This is a genomic window from Prosthecobacter fusiformis (assembly GCF_004364345.1).
Classification (GTDB): domain Bacteria; phylum Verrucomicrobiota; class Verrucomicrobiia; order Verrucomicrobiales; family Verrucomicrobiaceae; genus Prosthecobacter; species Prosthecobacter fusiformis.
In genome coordinates this window covers 949,494-966,377 of sequence record NZ_SOCA01000001.1, presented here as the reverse complement: position 1 = coordinate 966,377, position 16,884 = coordinate 949,494, and the positions used below count along the sequence as shown (strand labels likewise).

Annotated in this window: 13 protein-coding genes; 8 read left to right on the top strand and 5 right to left on the bottom strand. The window is 57.0% G+C overall.

The genetic code is table 11. The features are described 5' to 3' along the window. Positions 1-17 precede the first annotated feature (17 nt). Both EI77_RS03710 and EI77_RS03705 read left to right on the top strand, forming a co-directional pair. Positions 18-581 (top strand): polysaccharide biosynthesis/export family protein, encoded by a 564-nt coding sequence (locus tag EI77_RS03710; protein ID WP_133793395.1) that lies wholly within the window; start codon positions 18-20, stop codon positions 579-581. A 5-nt stretch (positions 582-586) separates the two neighbouring features. Next, complete coding sequence (locus tag EI77_RS03705; protein WP_243838655.1) at positions 587-1,033, top strand: YkgJ family cysteine cluster protein; 447 nt, start codon at positions 587-589, stop codon at positions 1,031-1,033. 64 nt (positions 1,034-1,097) lie between these two features. Here EI77_RS03705 and rtcR read toward each other — a convergent pair whose 3' ends face one another. Next, entirely contained in the window at positions 1,098-2,693 is a 1,596-nt protein-coding gene (rtcR, locus tag EI77_RS03700) for an RNA repair transcriptional activator RtcR (protein ID WP_133793394.1), read from the bottom strand. A gap of 248 nt (positions 2,694-2,941) precedes the next feature. Here rtcR and EI77_RS03695 point away from each other — a divergent pair, with 248 nt between their 5' ends. The 6 genes from EI77_RS03695 to trxA all read left to right on the top strand — a co-directional run bounded on the left by EI77_RS03695 (position 2,942) and on the right by trxA (position 11,402). Further along, positions 2,942-4,510: a vWA domain-containing protein gene (locus EI77_RS03695; protein ID WP_133793393.1), complete on the top strand. Its 1,569-nt coding sequence runs from the start codon at positions 2,942-2,944 to the stop codon at positions 4,508-4,510. A 690-nt stretch (positions 4,511-5,200) separates the two neighbouring features. Then, positions 5,201-6,688 carry an RtcB family protein gene (locus tag EI77_RS03690; RefSeq protein WP_133793392.1) on the top strand — a complete coding sequence of 496 codons (1,488 nt, stop codon included), beginning with the start codon at positions 5,201-5,203 and terminating at the stop codon, positions 6,686-6,688. Between the two features lie 98 nt (positions 6,689-6,786). Further along, positions 6,787-7,809: an RNA 3'-terminal phosphate cyclase gene (gene rtcA / locus EI77_RS03685; protein ID WP_133793391.1), complete on the top strand. Its 1,023-nt coding sequence runs from the start codon at positions 6,787-6,789 to the stop codon at positions 7,807-7,809. 75 nt (positions 7,810-7,884) lie between these two features. Next, positions 7,885-9,582: an acyl carrier protein gene (locus tag EI77_RS03680; RefSeq protein WP_133793390.1), complete on the top strand. Its 1,698-nt coding sequence runs from the start codon at positions 7,885-7,887 to the stop codon at positions 9,580-9,582. A 46-nt stretch (positions 9,583-9,628) separates the two neighbouring features. Beyond that, complete coding sequence (locus EI77_RS03675; RefSeq protein ID WP_243838654.1) at positions 9,629-10,951, top strand: ATP-dependent 6-phosphofructokinase; 1,323 nt, start codon at positions 9,629-9,631, stop codon at positions 10,949-10,951. Positions 10,952-11,009: 58 nt separating this feature from the next. Further along, positions 11,010-11,402, top strand: coding sequence for a thioredoxin (gene trxA / locus EI77_RS03670; RefSeq protein WP_208300255.1), 393 nt, complete (start codon positions 11,010-11,012; stop codon positions 11,400-11,402). A gap of 28 nt (positions 11,403-11,430) precedes the next feature. Here the strand turns inward: trxA and EI77_RS03665 are convergent, their stop codons facing one another. The 4 genes from EI77_RS03665 to EI77_RS03650 are packed head-to-tail and all read right to left on the bottom strand — an operon-like array spanning position 11,431 to position 16,787. Further along, positions 11,431-12,870: a DUF1501 domain-containing protein gene (locus EI77_RS03665; protein ID WP_133793389.1), complete on the bottom strand. Its 1,440-nt coding sequence runs from the start codon at positions 12,868-12,870 to the stop codon at positions 11,431-11,433. A gap of 13 nt (positions 12,871-12,883) precedes the next feature. Further along, positions 12,884-13,198: a type II toxin-antitoxin system RelE/ParE family toxin gene (locus EI77_RS03660; protein ID WP_133793388.1), complete on the bottom strand. Its 315-nt coding sequence runs from the start codon at positions 13,196-13,198 to the stop codon at positions 12,884-12,886. Beyond that, complete coding sequence (locus EI77_RS03655; RefSeq protein WP_133793387.1) at positions 13,195-13,425, bottom strand: hypothetical protein; 231 nt, start codon at positions 13,423-13,425, stop codon at positions 13,195-13,197. The genes EI77_RS03660 and EI77_RS03655 overlap by 4 nt, the downstream gene beginning before the upstream one ends. Before the next feature lie 47 nt (positions 13,426-13,472). Next, the gene (locus tag EI77_RS03650; protein ID WP_133793386.1) at positions 13,473-16,787 is read right to left on the bottom strand and encodes a PSD1 and planctomycete cytochrome C domain-containing protein; all 3,315 of its coding nucleotides are present in this window, start codon (positions 16,785-16,787) and stop codon (positions 13,473-13,475) included. Positions 16,788-16,884: the final 97 nt, after the last annotated feature.

Here is a 16,884-nt window from a genome sequence, read left to right as displayed (position 1 = left end):
TCGTGTTTATTGTCGTCATGAAAACGTTCTTACTGATCCTGGCTGTGGCAGCTCTTTTGATGCCTGAGGCCTATGCTCAAAGCGGTGAACTGCCGTTGCGTGCAGGAGACCGCATCACTATTTCCGTGGGGGCTATTCCTGACAATGAAGTGTCGCAGATCCGCGGTGTCTATACGGTGAGTGATAATGGGACCATCAACCTCCTGCACATTGGTGAGGTGCGTGCCAATGGCCTGAAACCTTCGGCTCTTCAGCGCAGCATTGAGCAGACTTACATCAGCCGGGAAATTTATACGCGTCCGAACGTGTTGGTCTCCATCGACAGCGTGGGGGATGCGACGATGCGGCAGGTGACAGTCACGGGCGTGAACAAGCCTGGTGGGGTTCCTTATCAGCAAGGGATGACGCTTTCCCGCGCCATCATGTCCGCAGGTGGCCCGACACCCTTCGGCAGCATGAGAAAAGTGAAGCTGCTGCGTGGTGGCCGTCCGCCGACGATTCATAATCTCTCGACCGGAATCGGCAATCCTGCGGTGGATGTGGCTGTGCAGCCGGATGACCAGATCATTGTGCCGGAGTAACTGCTGTGGCCAGAAAGCAGCCTGATCCCGCGCTCCGCGCCACCTTGGATGAGGTGAAAGCCGTGTATGCGGAGCTGGAAAAGCGTCCGCTTGATCGGGACTGCCAGATGCGCACGCAATGCTGCCATTTCAGGCTCACAGGAAAGACGCCATTTCTCACCTTGGGTGAGGCTGTTTATGCTGCCCAGGGGGTGCGTGCGAGTGGCCGCAAGGTCATCAAGTCTCATCCTGAGGGAGCCTGCCCGCTGCTGGGCAAAGACGGGAGGTGCACCATTTATATGCACCGTCCCTTTGGCTGCCGCACGCACTTTTGCCAGCCTGCGGGGGGCATGTATCCGCGCAAGCACATTGCTGATTTGATCCACCGCCTCGAAGCCCTGGATGAAAAACTGGGGGGTGATGGCTCCAGGGAGCTCGAGCCTGCCGTGGCGGATGCCTTGGAGGCGCGCTAAATGGAGACACATCGGAAAATATCCACAGGCGGGACGCCTGTGCCCCATGCTCGATACTCAGGTCTCACGCCCCAGATATTTTATCCCAGGTGAGTTCGAACCGGGCCAGGTACTTTTTCAGGCGGTCGGCATCGTTGGATTTGGTCTTGCTGAGGCGGGAGATGGAGAAGAGTTTCCGTCCGGCGTCGGACATGGTTTTGCTTTCACGACAGACGCCCAGCACATACTCCAGTTGCACCTGGTCAAAGGGATCAAGCTTGGAGATGTCCAGGCCGCAGAAAGAGGTTTCCAACTGCTTTCTCTTTCCTGTGCCGTCGCCCCAGCCCTGCATCAGGCGGGCTTTTTCTTGATCCACGCATTCAACGGTGATGCGGCCTTTGGGGGCTAGTGTGGCCATGCGGGTCACGGCGGCATTGAGATCGCGAAAATTCGCGCTCCAGGTGGCTTCGGGACTGCGGGCGAATTTCAGGAAGGCTTCACGGGCTTCTTTGTTGAAGCGCACTTGGCGGCGGTGAGATTTGGCATAACGTTCCAGTTCGAAGTCCAGGTTCGCGCTCAGATCTTCGCGCCGCTCTGCCAGGCTGGGTAAGGTGAAGGTCCACAGATTGATACGCGCCAACAGATCATCACGAAATTTGCCTGCGGCCACTTCCGCACGGAGGTCGCGGTTGGTGCCGGCGATGAGTTGGAAGTCACTGGAGACTGCTTTGTCCGAGCCTAGAGGCAGGAAGGTTTTGTCCTCGAGAGCGCGTAGCAGCATGGCTTGTTCATCCAGGCCGAGTTCGCCGATTTCATCCAGGAAGATGAGGCCTTTGTCCGCCTCTTTGAGCAAGCCTGGGCGGTCAGCTTGCGCGCCGGTGAAAGCACCGCGCCGATGGCCAAAAAGGGCGCTCATGGCCTGGTCGCCGCGCAGGGTGGCGCAGTTCACTTCGACAAACCTTCCTGTTAGGCCAGCGCGGCTGCAGCGCAGGTCATAGATGCGCGAGGTCAGTAGGGACTTGCCTGCGCCAGTGGGGCCCATGATGAGCATGGGTGCTTTGGAATTCACCGCCACCAGTTCGATCTGGCCGATGAGCATGTTAAAGGCCTTGCTCTTCGTGGCGATGCCGCTTTTGAGGAAATCGAGAGTCTTCTCCTGCTCCTGGGCGAAGCGTGTGGCCAGGCGGTCATATTTGGAAAGGTCCAAGTCAATGATCTCATAACGGCCAGACGAGTTGGTATCACGTCCGTTGACGCGGGAAGGGGAGGTTTGGAGCAGGCGTGCGGGGATGAAATTGGCCTCGTTTAACAGGAACCAGCAGATCTGCGCCACATGCGTACCCGTGGTCAGGTGGATGAGATAATCCTCCTTTTCCGTCTTGAACGCATAATTGGTTATGAAGTCGTAAAGCCCTTCATACACGAGCTGGAAATCCCATGGGTCTGCAAAGCAGAGTTCATTCATCACGACCGTGGTTTCCGGCGATACCTGCCGGATGTCCGCCGCTACCTGCTGAGCCAGAGCCGCGAACTTAGGCTCCACCAGCAGCTCCAGCCGGGAGATGAGCAGATCCTCCTGCTGACACATGGAGACCGTGGGCCGCCAGCGCGACCAGCGGTCAGCGCCTTGTGCGCGGTCCAGAGAGGTGCCCAGGAAGCCAAAAACGACGGTGGATTTCATAAAGAGAAGCGCGGACGCCTGCGGTCGCTCATCTCTTTATACAATAATATCCAAAAAGATAAATGCGTATTAATTGGGATAATAAAAAATGGATAAAACAATGGGTTGGGAATTGGATGGCGAGGCTGCTGTAAATTTTCTTTCCCTTATTCTATAAGGCTTCCAGCGCCATTCGTCCCTGGTGTGCCAAGAGTTGGCACGAAGCTGGCATTACTGATTGGCACAACGCAACAACCTGAAAAAACATCATGGCCAGCAAAACACTCTTCCAATCCATCGCCGGAGCCCTCGCCCCCAAGGCGGATACCCGCAACGAAGCCGGCGGTCTGGCTTACCAGATGACCCCGCGTCATGCTCTGGCCCAGTATGCGGCCACGGGATGCCTGAACCACACTTACTATGCCACCGCTGAGGACCAGCTTCAGAAGATCCTGGCCCTGTGCGAAAAGGTGCCGACGGACTTCATCGCCCGGACCGCCATTCACTGCCGTGAAAAGGGCTTCATGAAGGATGTGCCAGCGCTGCTATGCGCCGTGCTGGCCGCCCGAGATGCGGAGCGCCTGGAGCTTATCTTTAGCCGCGTGATCAACGATGCGAAGATGCTGCGCAACTTTGTCCAGATCCTGCGCTCCGGTGTGACCGGGCGGAAGTCCCTGGGATCGCTGCCGAAGCGTCTGGTGCGCAAGTGGTTTGAGAACCGTTCTGATGAAGCCGTGTTCCGTGCGGATGTGGGGCAGTCTCCCTCCATGGCGGACATCATCAAGATGGTGCACCCGCATCCTGGATCGCCTTCCCGTGAGGCGCTGTATGGTTACCTTATCGGCCGTGCTCACCAGGCGGAGGCTCTGCCACCACTGGTGCGCGAGTTTGAAGCCTGGAAGCTGGACCCCCAGGGGGAGCCTCCGGATGTGCCCTTTCAGATGCTCACTGCGCTGCCGCTGACCACGGAGCAATGGCTGGCCATCGCCCGCCGTGCCACATGGCAGACCACCCGGATGAACCTGAATACCTTTGCCCGTCATGGTGTGTTCACTCATTCGGACGTGACCCGTCTCATCGCCAGCCGTCTGCGCAGCGAGGACCAGGTGCGTCGTGCCCGTGTCTTCCCTTACCAGCTCATGGCTGCCTATTTCAATGTCGGTGCCGAAGTGCCGCATGAAGTGAAGGAAGCGCTGCAGGACGCCATGGAAATCGCAGTTTCCAATGTGCCTGTCGTGAGCGGAAAAGTGGTTGTGGCACCTGACGTTTCCGGTTCCATGCACTCTGCGGTGACCGGCGTGCGCAAAGGTGCCACGAGCAAAATCCGCTGCATTGATGTGGCCGCCCTGGTGGCTGCCGCCTTCCTTCGCCAGAACCGTGATGCCGAGGTGCTTCCCTTTGAAAACAACGTGGTGCCGGTGTCTTTGAATCCTCGTGATTCGGTGATGACGAATGCCCAAAAGCTGGCCTCGCTGCCCGCTGGCGGGACCAATTGCAGCGCCGTGCTCATTGACCTCAATGCCCGCAAGGCCAAGGCCGATCTGGTCATCTATGTCTCCGATAACGAGTCCTGGATGGATACCTCAATCCATGGCCGGTTTGGTGGATCGCCTACACGCACGATGAGCGAGTGGAATGTGTTCAAGCAACGCAATCCCAATGCCCGTCTGGTGTGCCTGGACATCCAGCCCTATGCAACGACGCAGGCGCAGGAACGCGAAGACATCCTGAATATCGGAGGTTTCTCTGATCAGGTGTTTGAAGTCATCGCCTCCTTTGCCAGCGGCCAGCTTGGCCCGGACCACTGGGTCGGTGAGATCGAAAACACAGCCCTTTGAAAACCTTGGAGGCTGGTGAATGCCTGAGATGACTACATTTTTTGCGAAAAAACGTCGCTCAACTCTTGTCACCCGCCTCCACTTCAAATCCTTTCTAACAAATTTTGGCGAATGCCCTGAGGAACTACATTAACCTATAGGACGCAGGTTCAAATCCTGCCTGGCTTTTTCACGGGGGCCAGTAGCTCAGCCCGGTAGAGCATTAGACTTGTTTCTCGACTCCCTTGTCGCCAATCCTTCCCCCAACCCCATCAATTAAATCCTGGCGAATGCCGGAGCGGACTACACTGGAATAGCGGCATTTAAAACCCGCCCGCAGCAATGCGGAAAGTCTCTCCACCCTTGTCGCCACTTCTTTCCCAATAACCCTCTTAATCTGGCGAATGCCCTGAGGAACTACAGTCAGCTATTGGTCGCAGGTTCGATTCCTGCCCGATACTCACAGTGTCGGTGGCTCAGTGGCAGAGCAGTAGACACATCTGTTTCTCAAAACCCTTGTCGCCATTTCACTTTCATCCAATCTCAATCAAACGGGGCGAATGCCCGATGGAACTACATGATTCAAAAATCCTCCTGTCGTGGGTTCGAATCCCACCGGTCCCACCTTCGACGGGACCGTAGCTCAGTCCGGTAGAGCAGAGCCAACGTTTCATCAAACCCTTGTCGCCCCACCTTTTTTCTCAAACTCTCATGACCTCCCCATTCCACATCATCAACGAGGCTGAAGCCTTTCTCCCTGCCCGTGATAACAAAGGCAAGCCGATCACGGTGATCGGTACCGAAGCTATTCGAAATGGCTTTGACCAGACCTGCATTGACCAGGCGTTGAATTCGCGTTCGGCACCAGGGGTGACTGATCTGGTGCTGAATCCGGATGCCCATGCGGGTTACGGCGCTCCGGTGGGGTGTGTGATGGCATCGCCAACGCATATTTATCCAGGACCTGTGGGGGTGGACATCAAGTGCTCCATGTCGCTGTTACAGATGAACATCCCGGCGGATGAGATCGTGGACCGCACGGTGCGCCGCCGTCTCATTGAGGCCATCGTGGCGCGTACTCCAACCGGGCCTGGTCGTGGGCAGCGCGAGGCTAAAAAGTCCCGTCGTGTGTCAGCGGACCTGGGGGTGCAAGCTTGCACGGAAGGGGCTAGCAAGGCGGTGTGTGAGGCGCTGGGGATCCCGCCTGAATGGGCTCTGCGTTGCGAAGACAGCCAGCACTATGGGCATGACGGAAACGTTTCTACCCTGCATGAGCGCCTGGACAAGATGCGCGCCTTCAATGCCTTCCCGAACTTCGAAAACAAGATGATGCAGCTCGGTTCTTACGGGGGTGGAAACCACTTCGGTGAGTGCGAGGTGGTGCAGCTTGACCAGGACCCAACGATGCGTGCCACGGCGGAAGTCTTTGGCCTGCAGGATGATCGCGTGGCCTTCCTGAGCCACTGTGGATCGCGCGGGTTTGGGAACATCCTGGCGCAGCGTCAGTTTAAGGCGCTGGAAGGTTTCTTCCGCACCTGGGGGATGGATTTCCCGGCCGGTGACAAGCAGCTTGTTTATGCACCGCTGGGAACGCCAGAGGCCGATGCGTATCTGGATGATATGGCGCTGGGGGCGAACTTCGCCACAGTGAACCACATGCTCATCAATGCGCTGGTGCTGGAGGCTTTCCAGGAAGTGCTGCCAGGGACGACTGGGCAACTGGTGTACTTCATCAGCCATAACATTGCGCGTCAGGAGGTGGTGGATAACCAGCTCTCCTGGGTGCATCGAAAGGGGGCGACGCGTGCCTTCCCTGGGGGACATCATGCCCTCAAGGACACGCCCTTCGCCGCCACTGGTCACCCGATTTTGCTGCCTGGAAATCCACGCGACGGATCGGTGGTGATGGTGGCGAAACCCGAGGCCGTGAAAAGCTGCTACAGCGTGAATCACGGTGCTGGTCGCTGCATGGGGCGCAAACATGCGACCCGAGTGCTTGATCAGAAAACGGTGGACGCGGATTTCGAGTCTAACGACATCCTTTTCAACTCACGCCAGTATCCGATTGATGAAGCACCGAACGCTTACAAGGACTTTAAAGAAGTCCTCCGTAGCGTGGAGGCCGCCGGTCTTGCCCAGCAGGTGTGCAAGCTGAAGGCGCGCTTTGTGATCAAGGATGCGGCGGAGGCGGATGATTGATTCCAGGGGTTAGGGCGAGGAGAAGTATCCTCGCCCGCATTTTTCCAACGAGCTTATCCATGTTACATGGCGGGTAAATTTATTACTTTGAGTATCAAATGATGATCCAAATTTCCGGTGAATCCGGCGGTGGTCAGTTGCTGCGTTCGGCGCTGTCGCTGTCGATGGTGACGGGGCAGCCGTTTCGCATGACGAACATCCGCGGCAAGAGGCCGAAGCCAGGGCTGATGCGCCAGCACCTGACCTGTGTGAAGGCGGCGGCGGAGGTCTGTGATGCGGCGGTGGACGGGGCCGAGTTAGGTTCTGTTGAACTGGTCTTTGCTCCAGCCCGGGTCAGGGCAGGGGACTATGCATTCAGCATCGGTAGCGGGGGAAGTACGACTCTGGTATTCCAGACATTGCTGCCAGCGCTTCTGATGACCGATGGTCCCAGCACGCTGCGTATCGAAGGTGGTACGCATAATCCCATGGCGCCGCCATTTGAATTCATCGCGCAATGTTTTCTGCCGCAGCTTCACGGGCTGGGGGTGAAGGTCAGTGTGGCTTTGGAAAAACATGGCTTCATGCAGGCGGGGGGTGGTGTGTTGACGGCGGTGGTTTCGCCCATTAAGAAATTGCAGAAGCTGAAGCTGCTGGAGCGTGGAGAACTCTTGGAAAATTTTGGTCGGGTGATCCATGCCCATCTTCACCGCGAGATTGCCGAGCGTGAAATCGCTACGGCTTCTGCGCTGCTTGAATGGCCACAGGACCGGATGGAGCTTCGATATGCCAATGACAGTACGGGTCCTGGCAATGCGCTGCTATTGGGAGTTCGCTTCGCCAACGTTTGCGAAATCAGCACGGGCATTGCTCAAGTGGGGAAATCCTCTGAGTCGGTGGCTACGGGGGCAGCCAAGGGGCTGCGCAGTTACTTGGCATCATCCGCTCCGGTGGGGGTGCATTTGGCGGATCAGTTATTACTGCCAATGGCCCTTGCTGGGGGGGGGAAGTTTGCGACTCTGTCTATCAGCAATCACTCGCGTACCAACATGGCCCTGATCGAAAAATTTCTGCCTGTACGTTTTGAGGTGGAAGAAGCGGATGCAGGTGTGAAGTGTGTGACCGTGCACCCTGCATCCTAAAGAGATTGATGGGAAGTACTGCGGCAGTTCTTGACCCCGTGCCTGCTGCTTGTACGGTAAAGTTTTCCTCCCAGAATGCCTGACGCCCCTACTCTGTCCCAACTCGAGCTGCGTGTGCTCGATCTCGTCCGCGACGAAGTCCTTCAAACACCTCCGGGGTTTGGTGTGAGTTCTGATCTTTTTGAGGCCGGCCTGGATTCGATGGCCATCATGCAATTGCTGCTTCTGCTGGAGGAGCATTATTCTGTGGCCATTCCGGTGGGCAGCGTTTCACGTGCGAATTTCAAGAGTGCTCAGACTATTGCCGCGCTGCTGGTACAGCAGGGGTATGCCATCACAGAAGGAGGCCCAGAGGAGCCAAATTCGCCTCCAGCCATGGCGGAAGTGAGTCTTCCAGCTGCCCCTGTGGTGGTGGCACCTGAGGAAAAATTCGACCGCCTGCCCCTGAGGGACTGTGACTTTTTCACCCATGCTTTCGATGAAATGCTGCGGCAGGCCGGGCAGGGCGGGCACATCGCCCGTTCGTTCATTGAGTTGGACCGTTCTCCCGACGTGCCCGCACTGAAGGCGCTGCTGGACGGTCTTCAGGACCGCTTTGCTTTCCCCATTCTGACGGCCCAGTTAAAAAAACCAGGCTTCTTTTCACTGCCTCTCTGGGTGCCTGCGACCCATCCACGGCCCCTGGAATTAAAACTGTGGTCTGATGAAAAATCCACGGGCCTGCTCCTGCCCCACGGGGCGGAGAAATTCAGTGATCTGCAAACGAAGCTGGATGACATCATTAACACATCCCTGCCCCAGTATGATGACGGCTGGATGAATGTCCGATTCGATCTGGTGGAGAAAGAGGACGGTTCTTGTGTCTTTGTGTTTTCCTGGAGCCATCTCATCATGGATGGCATCGGGGCGGAGTTCTTTCTCCTGGAGATCAACCGTCTCCTGGGGGGTAAAAGCGAGCCTGTTCCGGGCTTTGATCTGACAGATCTAAAGGACCAGCGTGGCTGGGGTGAGCGCTGGAAGACAGCGAAGGTCATGCCCTCCTTTTTTGATTCGGTGATGAATAAGCCTTTTGAAGCGCTAGGCTCCGCCAAGCTGTCTTCTGGACGCGCCCACTTCCAGGTCATCACCCTTACTGAGGCTCAAAGCGCCGAGGCCGCCCGTCGAAGTGCGGAGATCTCCGGCCCGCTAATCAACATGCCCTTCCATCTCGCGTGTGCTATGCGTGCACACCAGGCTGTGTTTACCCACCGGGGGCAGAAGCCTGAATCCCTGATGTGCTGCATCCCCATCCAGGTGCGACGCAAGGGGACACGCGGCCCGCTTTTCCAGAATCATCTGACCATGTTCTTCTGCAACCTGCTGGCGGATGAACTGACTACGCTGGATGCCGCAGCCAGCTCTCTGCACAAGCAGCATACCCGTTTCATCAAAGAGAAGATCGGCGATGCTTTCCGGGACCTCATGTGGATGATGCGCCCCATGCCGCCAAGCCTGCACATGCATTTCATCAACTGGCATATGAAGGGCAAGTTCAGCTCCTTTTATCATTCCAATACGGGCATCTTCGCACCTGAACTGACCCACTTCGCGGGTGCAGAGGTGATGAATGCCTATCACGTGCCGAGCTTTTCGGACCCTCCTGGAACAGGCGTGTTTACCAATGAGAAGAATGGCCGTCTGGTCCTTACCCTTTGCTGGCGTGAAGGAACGATGACGGAGGAGGAGCGCGCCATTTTTGTGGGCCAGCTCATGAGTGATCTGGGGGTAGCCTGACCTGTGTGCCCCATCCGATGCATAAAATCGCCATCACGCGTCATGCATGGCACCCGATATGCTCTTTATGGACCGTCCCATGCTGAATGTTGACATCTCCTCCTTAGGTCCGTGCCAGTTTGCCTCACCGCTGCATCAGATCGGCAGTGTTCAAGTGCCTTTCAAGACAGAGGCTGACCGCATCTTGTATACCAATACCGTCCAGGGGCTGACGGAGGAAAACAGTGCGCTGAGCTTTGAAGAAGCTGGCCCCCGCCAAAAGGTCTTTTTCGATCCGGCGCGTACGACGGTCGGCATTGTCACCTGTGGAGGTCTCTGTCCGGGTCTCAATGACATCATCCGTGGCATTGTGAACCAGTGCCACCGGCAGTATGGCATCACCCGGGTGTATGGATTTCGCTATGGATACGAAGGTCTGGTCCAGCGCTATGGCCATACGCCTATCATGCTCAGACCGGAATCCGTCTCGCAGATTCACAATTTCGGAGGTACCATTTTAGGGAGTTCCAGAGGCCAGCAGCCGATTGGGGACATGGTGGATACTCTCGAAGATATGTCGGTGGACATTCTCTTTGTCATCGGTGGTGACGGCACTCTGCGGGGTGCATCGGAAATCGCCAAAGAGATCGCCAATCGCGGGCTTCGCAAAGCAGTCGTGGGCATCCCCAAGACGATTGACAATGACATCATGTACCTGGACAAGAGCTTCGGTTTTGAAACCGCTTTTGCTGAGGCTGTCAATGCTGTCAAGTGCGCCTACACGGAGGCCTGCGGTGCTGTCAATGGCATCGGCTTGCTGAAACTGATGGGGCGCGATAGCGGTTTCATCGCCTGTTACGCAGCACTGGCTGGCAGCAATGTGGACTTTGTTCTTATTCCCGAAGTCAGCTTCGCGATGGAGGGGACGACGGGATTATTGGAAGCCCTGCGCTATAGGCTCGCGAAACGTGGGAGTGCTGTGATCGTCGTGGCGGAAGGGGCCGGTCAAGAACTGTTCTCCGAGAACGGAGCGACGGATGCCAGCGGAAATAAGCGCTATGGAGACATCGGCTTGCACCTCAAGGACGAGATCAATGCCTTCTTCAAAGCCCGGCGTATGGAGGTGAACCTCAAATACATCGATCCCAGCTACATCGTCCGCAGTGTCCCTGCGAATCCGCAGGACAACGTGTACTGCTCGCGCTTGGCCCAGTCCGCCGTGCATGCAGCGATGGCGGGTAAAACCTCCATGCTGGTAGGCCGCTGGCACAATGCTTTCGTCCATCTGCCGCTGGATATGGTTACGCATGGTCGCCGCAAGGTGGATCCGCATAGCGAGCTCTGGCATGCCGTTCTGGAGAGCACAGGTCAGCCCGCTATGATGACCTGAGTAGAGGCCACCTGCGAAAACCAGTTGGCATTGTCATCGGCTGACCTGAGGTTTACCCATGAAAGCATCCAACATCGGCATCTGGATCACCTGCGCAGCGGTGGCTTGGTTTGCGTGGATCATGATGGATATGGGGTCTCCTATGACCTCATCTGGAGGGTCGTCTGCTATACTTGCCATCAATACCTCCGCTGAACCTGTGCTGGTGGAATTTTATGCAGACTGGTGCGGGCCTTGCCGCTCGGTAGCTCCAGTTGTGGAGGCGCTGACTCTAGAAGTGGCTGGTCGCGCCAAGGTTATCCGCCTGGATGTGGATGAAGAAAAGACACTGGCTGCTGAGCATGGCGTTCGCAGCATCCCCACCTTCATCGCCTTCAAGAATGGGCGCGAAGTAGGTCGGCAGTCTGGAGCCATCCCCAAACAGAAGATGCTGGAAATGCTGGGCTTATAAAACTTGCCGATAAAGGCCCTTATGACCACTAGGCCAGCAGTTCGGGCACGATCTTGCAGTCCTCAACGCCAGTGAGGCGGAAGTCGAGTCCGGCATATTTGAAGGTGAATTTCGAATGATCAAAGCCCAGCGCACGCAGCAGCGTGGCATGCAGTTCATGGACATGCACGGGCTTCTCCACGGCGGCGAAGCCGAATTCATCCGTGGCTCCGTGGGTATAACCACCTTTTACACCACCACCGGCCAGCCAGTTGGTGAAGCCGTAGTGATTGTGGTCACGCCCGCGCTGTTTGCCGGCGTTAGCACCTGGAGTGGGTAGTTCCACCGCAGGTGTGCGGCCGAATTCACCACCCCAGATCATGAGGGTATCATCAAAAAGACCGCGCTGTTTCATGTCTGCCATGAAAGCGGCGATGGCTCCATCCACGTCCTTGGCCAGGCGTGCATGATCCAGGATTTCATCGTGGCTGTCCCAGGGCTGTCCGGCTCCGGTCCAGAGTTGGATGAAACGCACTCCGCGTTCCAGCAGACGGCGGGCGATGAGGGTCTGTCGGCCAAAGTTGTTCTCACCGTAGGCTTTGCGGATGTGCTCCGGTTCCTTGCTGATGTCGAAGGCATCGGTCGCCTCCATCTGCATGCGGTAGGCCAGTTCATAGCTCTGGATACGGGCATCAAGCTGCTGGTCTTTGTCGCGCTGGATGAGGTGGTTGTGATTCATCTCATAGAGCAGGTCTAGCTGGCGGCGCTGCTGCTTCATGTCCAGGGAGGTGTTCTTGATGAACTCCACCAGCTTGTCCACTTCGGTATTTTCGGTGTTGATGTACGTGCCTTGGTAGATGCTGGGCAGAAAGGCGGACTGCCAGTTCTTCGTGCGGCGGGTCGGCATGCCTTTCGGGCACATGGAGATGTAGCCGGGCAGGTTTTCATTTTCCGAACCCAGGCCGTATGTCACCCACGAGCCGAAGCTGGGGCGCTGGAGACGGCCGTCACCCGTGTTCATGAGGCCTAGCGAAGGCTCATGGTTAGGCACATCCGCCTGCATAGACCGGATCACGCAGAGGTCATCGGCAAACTGGGCGGTGCGGGAAAAGATCTCGCTGACTTCCAGTCCGCACTGTCCGTATTTTTCAAACTTGAATGGGGATTTCATCCCCGCGCCCGTAGGCCGCTCCGTCTTGAGGATGTTTGGCAGCGCCTTACCATCGTATTTGTCCAGCATCGGCTTCGGGTCGAAGGTGTCCACCTGGGACGGCCCGCCGTTCATGAAGAAATGGATCACCCGCTTGGCCGTGGGTTTGAAGTGCGACTGCCGTACGCCAAAGGGATTGGTGGCATTCAGCGCTGCTTCCGCTTTCCCGGCACCCATGAGGTCTCCCAGGGCCATCGTGCCCAGGCCCATGCCGAGACGGCTGAGAAGCTGCCTACGCGTAAGAAAGTGATGTTCGAGATTGGGGGCGTGGTGGGACATGGCGGGGGCGGTTTTAAACTTCGGGCCAACGGCGGTTCAGGCCGTAGGAGGGGTGGCGACGGTCGTGTTTGATAATGAGGATACGAATTTCGTTCGCGATCTCATCCACTTCATAAATGAAATGGTGGTGATATCGCTTGATGTTAGCGCGTCGTTTATTTGAACTGTTGGTTAAACGGTGGAAATGGAATGGGTTTTTTTGCGCCTTGCTGAGTTCCTGTTGAAATTCTTTTTCAAATTGATCTGCATGCTGCTCTGAAATGTCTTCCAAGGTGGCCATGATCTCATTGAAGTCGTTCTGCGCCTCTGCGTGATAGGCGACTTTCATGAAGCCCTGCGTTGCTTTTTGGCCAGTTGCACACCGGCCCAAAATTCCTCCTCGGTAAGCAGTCTGGCTTTTCCTGTCCTCAGCTCCTCAGAGCGTTTTTCGGCAAGAGCGACTTCCTCGTCCTCATCATCCCCCAGTGGCGTCGTGATGTGTAGCCATTCCGCCAGCTCCACACGCTCCTCATAACTGAGTGCGTCAATCTGTTCACGAATTTGGGCGATGGACATTGGGGGCCTCCAGGTTTCGTTGTTCAGGGATTCAAGGGGATGCGGAGCTAGTCCACAAATTGGAACTCGTTGGACATCATCAGCACCTGTGCGAGCTGCGCCAGCGCAGATTGGGGTTTAGGGCGTTTGACAGGCCAGAGGTCTGGGCCGCAAAAGTCAGTTTCTGCATTGGTGACCAGGGCCAAGACACCGGATGCATCTTTGCGTTCGATCTTGGGCGCCCAGGAGAAGCTGTCGCTGTCTGTGCTGCCGTTTTCAGATTCCACGACGAAACTCAGCACTTCATCCTGAGTGACCTCGATTTCTGCATTGAGTTCCAGGTTGCTTGCAGGTTTGATCAGTTCTTCACGGATCTTGCCCGCGCGGTTGGAGATGATCCAGGCGCGCACGCCGTTACCCTTGGGGCTGGAGCGTTTGAGCAGACCGCTGATGAAGATTTTTTCCTTCTCGAAAGGGGAGCTCCATTGCATGACCACGGCTACTTCCTTGCCGGGATGGCCATTGCCAGCACCGATGTACAGGTGGCCAAATTCTTTGCTTGGATGCACCTTGTCTGGCGTCCAGCGATAGGTGCTCTGGCCCACTTTGCCAAAGTGTGGAAAGGGCACAAATCCTCCCAAGGAAACCTTGCCGGTGGCTGCGTCTTTTTCCACTTTGCCCGAGCCATATGTCCAGACAAAGGCGGCGGAGCGGGTGCTCAGTTCCTTCGCATCATTGCAAAAGCGCTGTGCCATTTCCACTTCCTCCGGTCCAGCTTTCCGCAGCAGTACACGCTGGTAAAGTGCCTGGATGGATTCGGAATCAATGGTGCTGCCTTTCACGGGTGTCTCTGCGGCCAGCTTGGTGGAGCGCTGCTGCATGAAGGGGCTGTTCATCAGGAAGAGCGCCTGTTGTGGCACCGTGGTCACGTAACGCATGGGGCTGTGATTGTCAGGATTGGCAAAGTCAAACATCGCAGGGACTGTCGCCTGCTCATACCGGTCCACCAGCAGGTAGAGACTGCGGCGGCTGTCGGCCAGCTTGTCATTGAGGAGGACAGCGCGGCCACCCATCTGGGCGCGGTCCAGATCCCCGGCCACTTGCAGCATCGCATCCCGCATGGATTCATAGTCCAGGCGCTGGCGGTTTTGCCGGCTGATGAGGTCATTGTCCGCATCCTTCAGATTCTTTTCTGGAGTGCTCAGCGCCGTCTGCTGGTAGGCCCGGCTGTTGAGGATGCGCTGGTGCAGCTTCTTCAGGCTCCAGCCATCCTCCATGAATGTGGCGGCCAGATAGTCCAGCACATCCTGCTGCAGTGGCTTCTCCGTCTGCACGCCGAAGTCGCTCGTCTGCCCAACCAAAGGTCTGCCAAAATGCTGAGTCCACACACGGTTCACGATCACGCGTGCCGTCAGCGGATTGTCCTTGCTAGCGATTTTTTCAGCGAGCTCCAGACGGCCACTGCCTTCTTTGAAACTCTCGCCGCCAAACATCGTCAGCCAGCCGCGCGGGGCCACTGCTCCGCGCCTGCTCGGATTGCCACGGATGAAGATGCTCACATCGGCCGGCTTTTCCCGGTCCAGCATCACCATGGCGCGTGGCGGTGCACCCGGATGCTCTGTTTCCAGTTTCACCCTTTCATTGGCCGTTTTGACGGTTTGAGTGAGGTCTTTGCGGGTGAAGAAAAGATTCGCCTGCTCCACCGGCACGGACATCGGGCAGGGGGCGGCCTGTAAAATTTCGCGCACCTGTTTCCAGTCGTCGTTGTCCGGTTCTTTGCCTGCGAGGCAGGTGTTGAAAATGTCCGCATAGAGGGCGGCCACTTCTTCGAATTTTTTCGGTGCAGGGCGTTTCGCTAGCTCATTGCGCGCCACCGCATTCAGGGTGCTGCCGGGCTTGATCATCGCCTTCACCACTTCAGGTGCCTTGGCTTCAAACTGGTCAGCAGGCAGGAATGCGAATTCCTTCCAGGCCAGCATTACTGGATGGGGTTTGGATTTTAGCGCATGGCGTTTGAGGAAGTCTCCCCATTGGTCCGCCACCTTATCGCGCAGCTTCAGCGCCCCAGCCCGGCCTTTCAAAGTGTTGCGATCCTTGATGGTCGCTGCTTCCTGGGCAAAGGCTAGGTATTCGGCCACTCGCTCTGGAGTGCGCACCTCGTCATAGACCTTCTTTTTGAAGTCGAATTCCTTCTTCGCGATCTCGGCCACCTTGGCGTCATAGTCCTTCGCATCCTCCTCCTTGGCGGCCTTACCGATGACCGGGAAGGCATCCGCTTCCGGCATCTCGCTGCTGTTGAAAACGGAATACAGGGCGTAATAGTCCCGCGCTGGGATGGGGTCAAATTTGTGATCATGGCAGCGGGCGCAACCCACCGTCAGGCCCAGCATCCCGCGTGAAACCACGTCAATGCGGTCATCCGTTTGCAGGTCCTTGTTGCTGATGAAACGGTCCCCCACGCTCAAGTACCCCAGTGCGGCCAGATGCGGATCATTGCTGCCCGCAGGCACCATCTTATCCGCAGCGAGCTGATACTTCAAAAACTGGTCATACGGCATGTCCGCATTCAGCGCCTTCACCACCCAGTCGCGGTAAGTATAGGCATAAGGGTAGCGGGTGTTTTTTCCTGCCACCTGATAGCCATCCGTATCCGCATAGCGTGCCACATCCAGCCATACACGGCCCCAGCGCTCGCCATAGGCGGGGGAGGCCAGCAGTTTATCCACCAGTGCATCCGTCGCGGCCTTGGCATCCTTGGCCGTTGCCTGCTCAAAAGCCTGTACCTCTTCAAAGCTAGGTTGCAGACCCGTCAGCGTCACATGGATACGACGGCAGAGGGAGGCCGCATCCGCCGCGGGAGCAAAGTCCAGCCCTGCTGCCTTCAGCTTTGCACCCACCATGGAGTCCACCGTGCCTGCCGGTTTTTTCACTGGTTGGAAGGCCCAATGCTTCATCGGGTCAGCCTTTTCATGGCCTTCGGCCAGCACCTTTTCCTCAGGCCAGGGCAGGCCCATTTGCACCCATTTCTCCAGGGCGGCGATGTCCTCAGCCTTCAGCTTGTCGGCCTTCTTGGGCATTGCTTCTACACCCGCCACATGGTTGATGGCCTTGATCAATTTGGACGCCCCCGGATTTCCGGGCTCCACGACTTTGCCGTAATCACTGCCGCGTATGACGGCGCTGCGCATGTCCAGCCGCAGCCCGTTTTCGTGCTTGTGCCCGCCGTGGCAACTGTAGCAATTTTCCGCTAGCACAGGCCGCACGTTCTTCTCGAAAAACTCGATCTGCTCCGGTGGAAAAGTATCAGCAGCTGACGCAAAAGATCCGGCGACGGCAATACTGCCGCCGATCAGCCGGAGGAAAAAAGGATTCTGAAAAGTCATCTGAGGGGGATTCGATGAAGAACGGGCGTAGGCCGCACAATAGTACGGATACGCGTAATCAGCGTGCCACCTTACACCTGGGGAGCTTCATCTTCAA

Bases quoted from the DNA above. Each gene is read 5' to 3' on its own strand.
- EI77_RS03710 (WP_133793395.1), top strand. From the start codon at position 18: ATGAAAACGTTCTTACTGATCCTGGCTGTGGCAGCTCTTTTGATGCCT.
- rtcR (WP_133793394.1), bottom strand. From the start codon at position 2,693: ATGAAATCCACCGTCGTTTTTGGCTTCCTGGGCACCTCTCTGGACCGC.
- EI77_RS03695 (WP_133793393.1), top strand. From the start codon at position 2,942: ATGGCCAGCAAAACACTCTTCCAATCCATCGCCGGAGCCCTCGCCCCC.
- EI77_RS03690 (WP_133793392.1), top strand. From the start codon at position 5,201: ATGACCTCCCCATTCCACATCATCAACGAGGCTGAAGCCTTTCTCCCT.
- rtcA (WP_133793391.1), top strand. From the start codon at position 6,787: ATGATGATCCAAATTTCCGGTGAATCCGGCGGTGGTCAGTTGCTGCGT.
- EI77_RS03680 (WP_133793390.1), top strand. From the start codon at position 7,885: ATGCCTGACGCCCCTACTCTGTCCCAACTCGAGCTGCGTGTGCTCGAT.
- EI77_RS03675 (WP_243838654.1), top strand. From the start codon at position 9,629: ATGGCACCCGATATGCTCTTTATGGACCGTCCCATGCTGAATGTTGAC.
- trxA (WP_208300255.1), top strand. From the start codon at position 11,010: ATGAAAGCATCCAACATCGGCATCTGGATCACCTGCGCAGCGGTGGCT.
- EI77_RS03665 (WP_133793389.1), bottom strand. From the start codon at position 12,870: ATGTCCCACCACGCCCCCAATCTCGAACATCACTTTCTTACGCGTAGG.
- EI77_RS03660 (WP_133793388.1), bottom strand. From the start codon at position 13,198: ATGAAAGTCGCCTATCACGCAGAGGCGCAGAACGACTTCAATGAGATC.
- EI77_RS03655 (WP_133793387.1), bottom strand. From the start codon at position 13,425: ATGTCCATCGCCCAAATTCGTGAACAGATTGACGCACTCAGTTATGAG.
- EI77_RS03650 (WP_133793386.1), bottom strand. From the start codon at position 16,787: ATGACTTTTCAGAATCCTTTTTTCCTCCGGCTGATCGGCGGCAGTATT.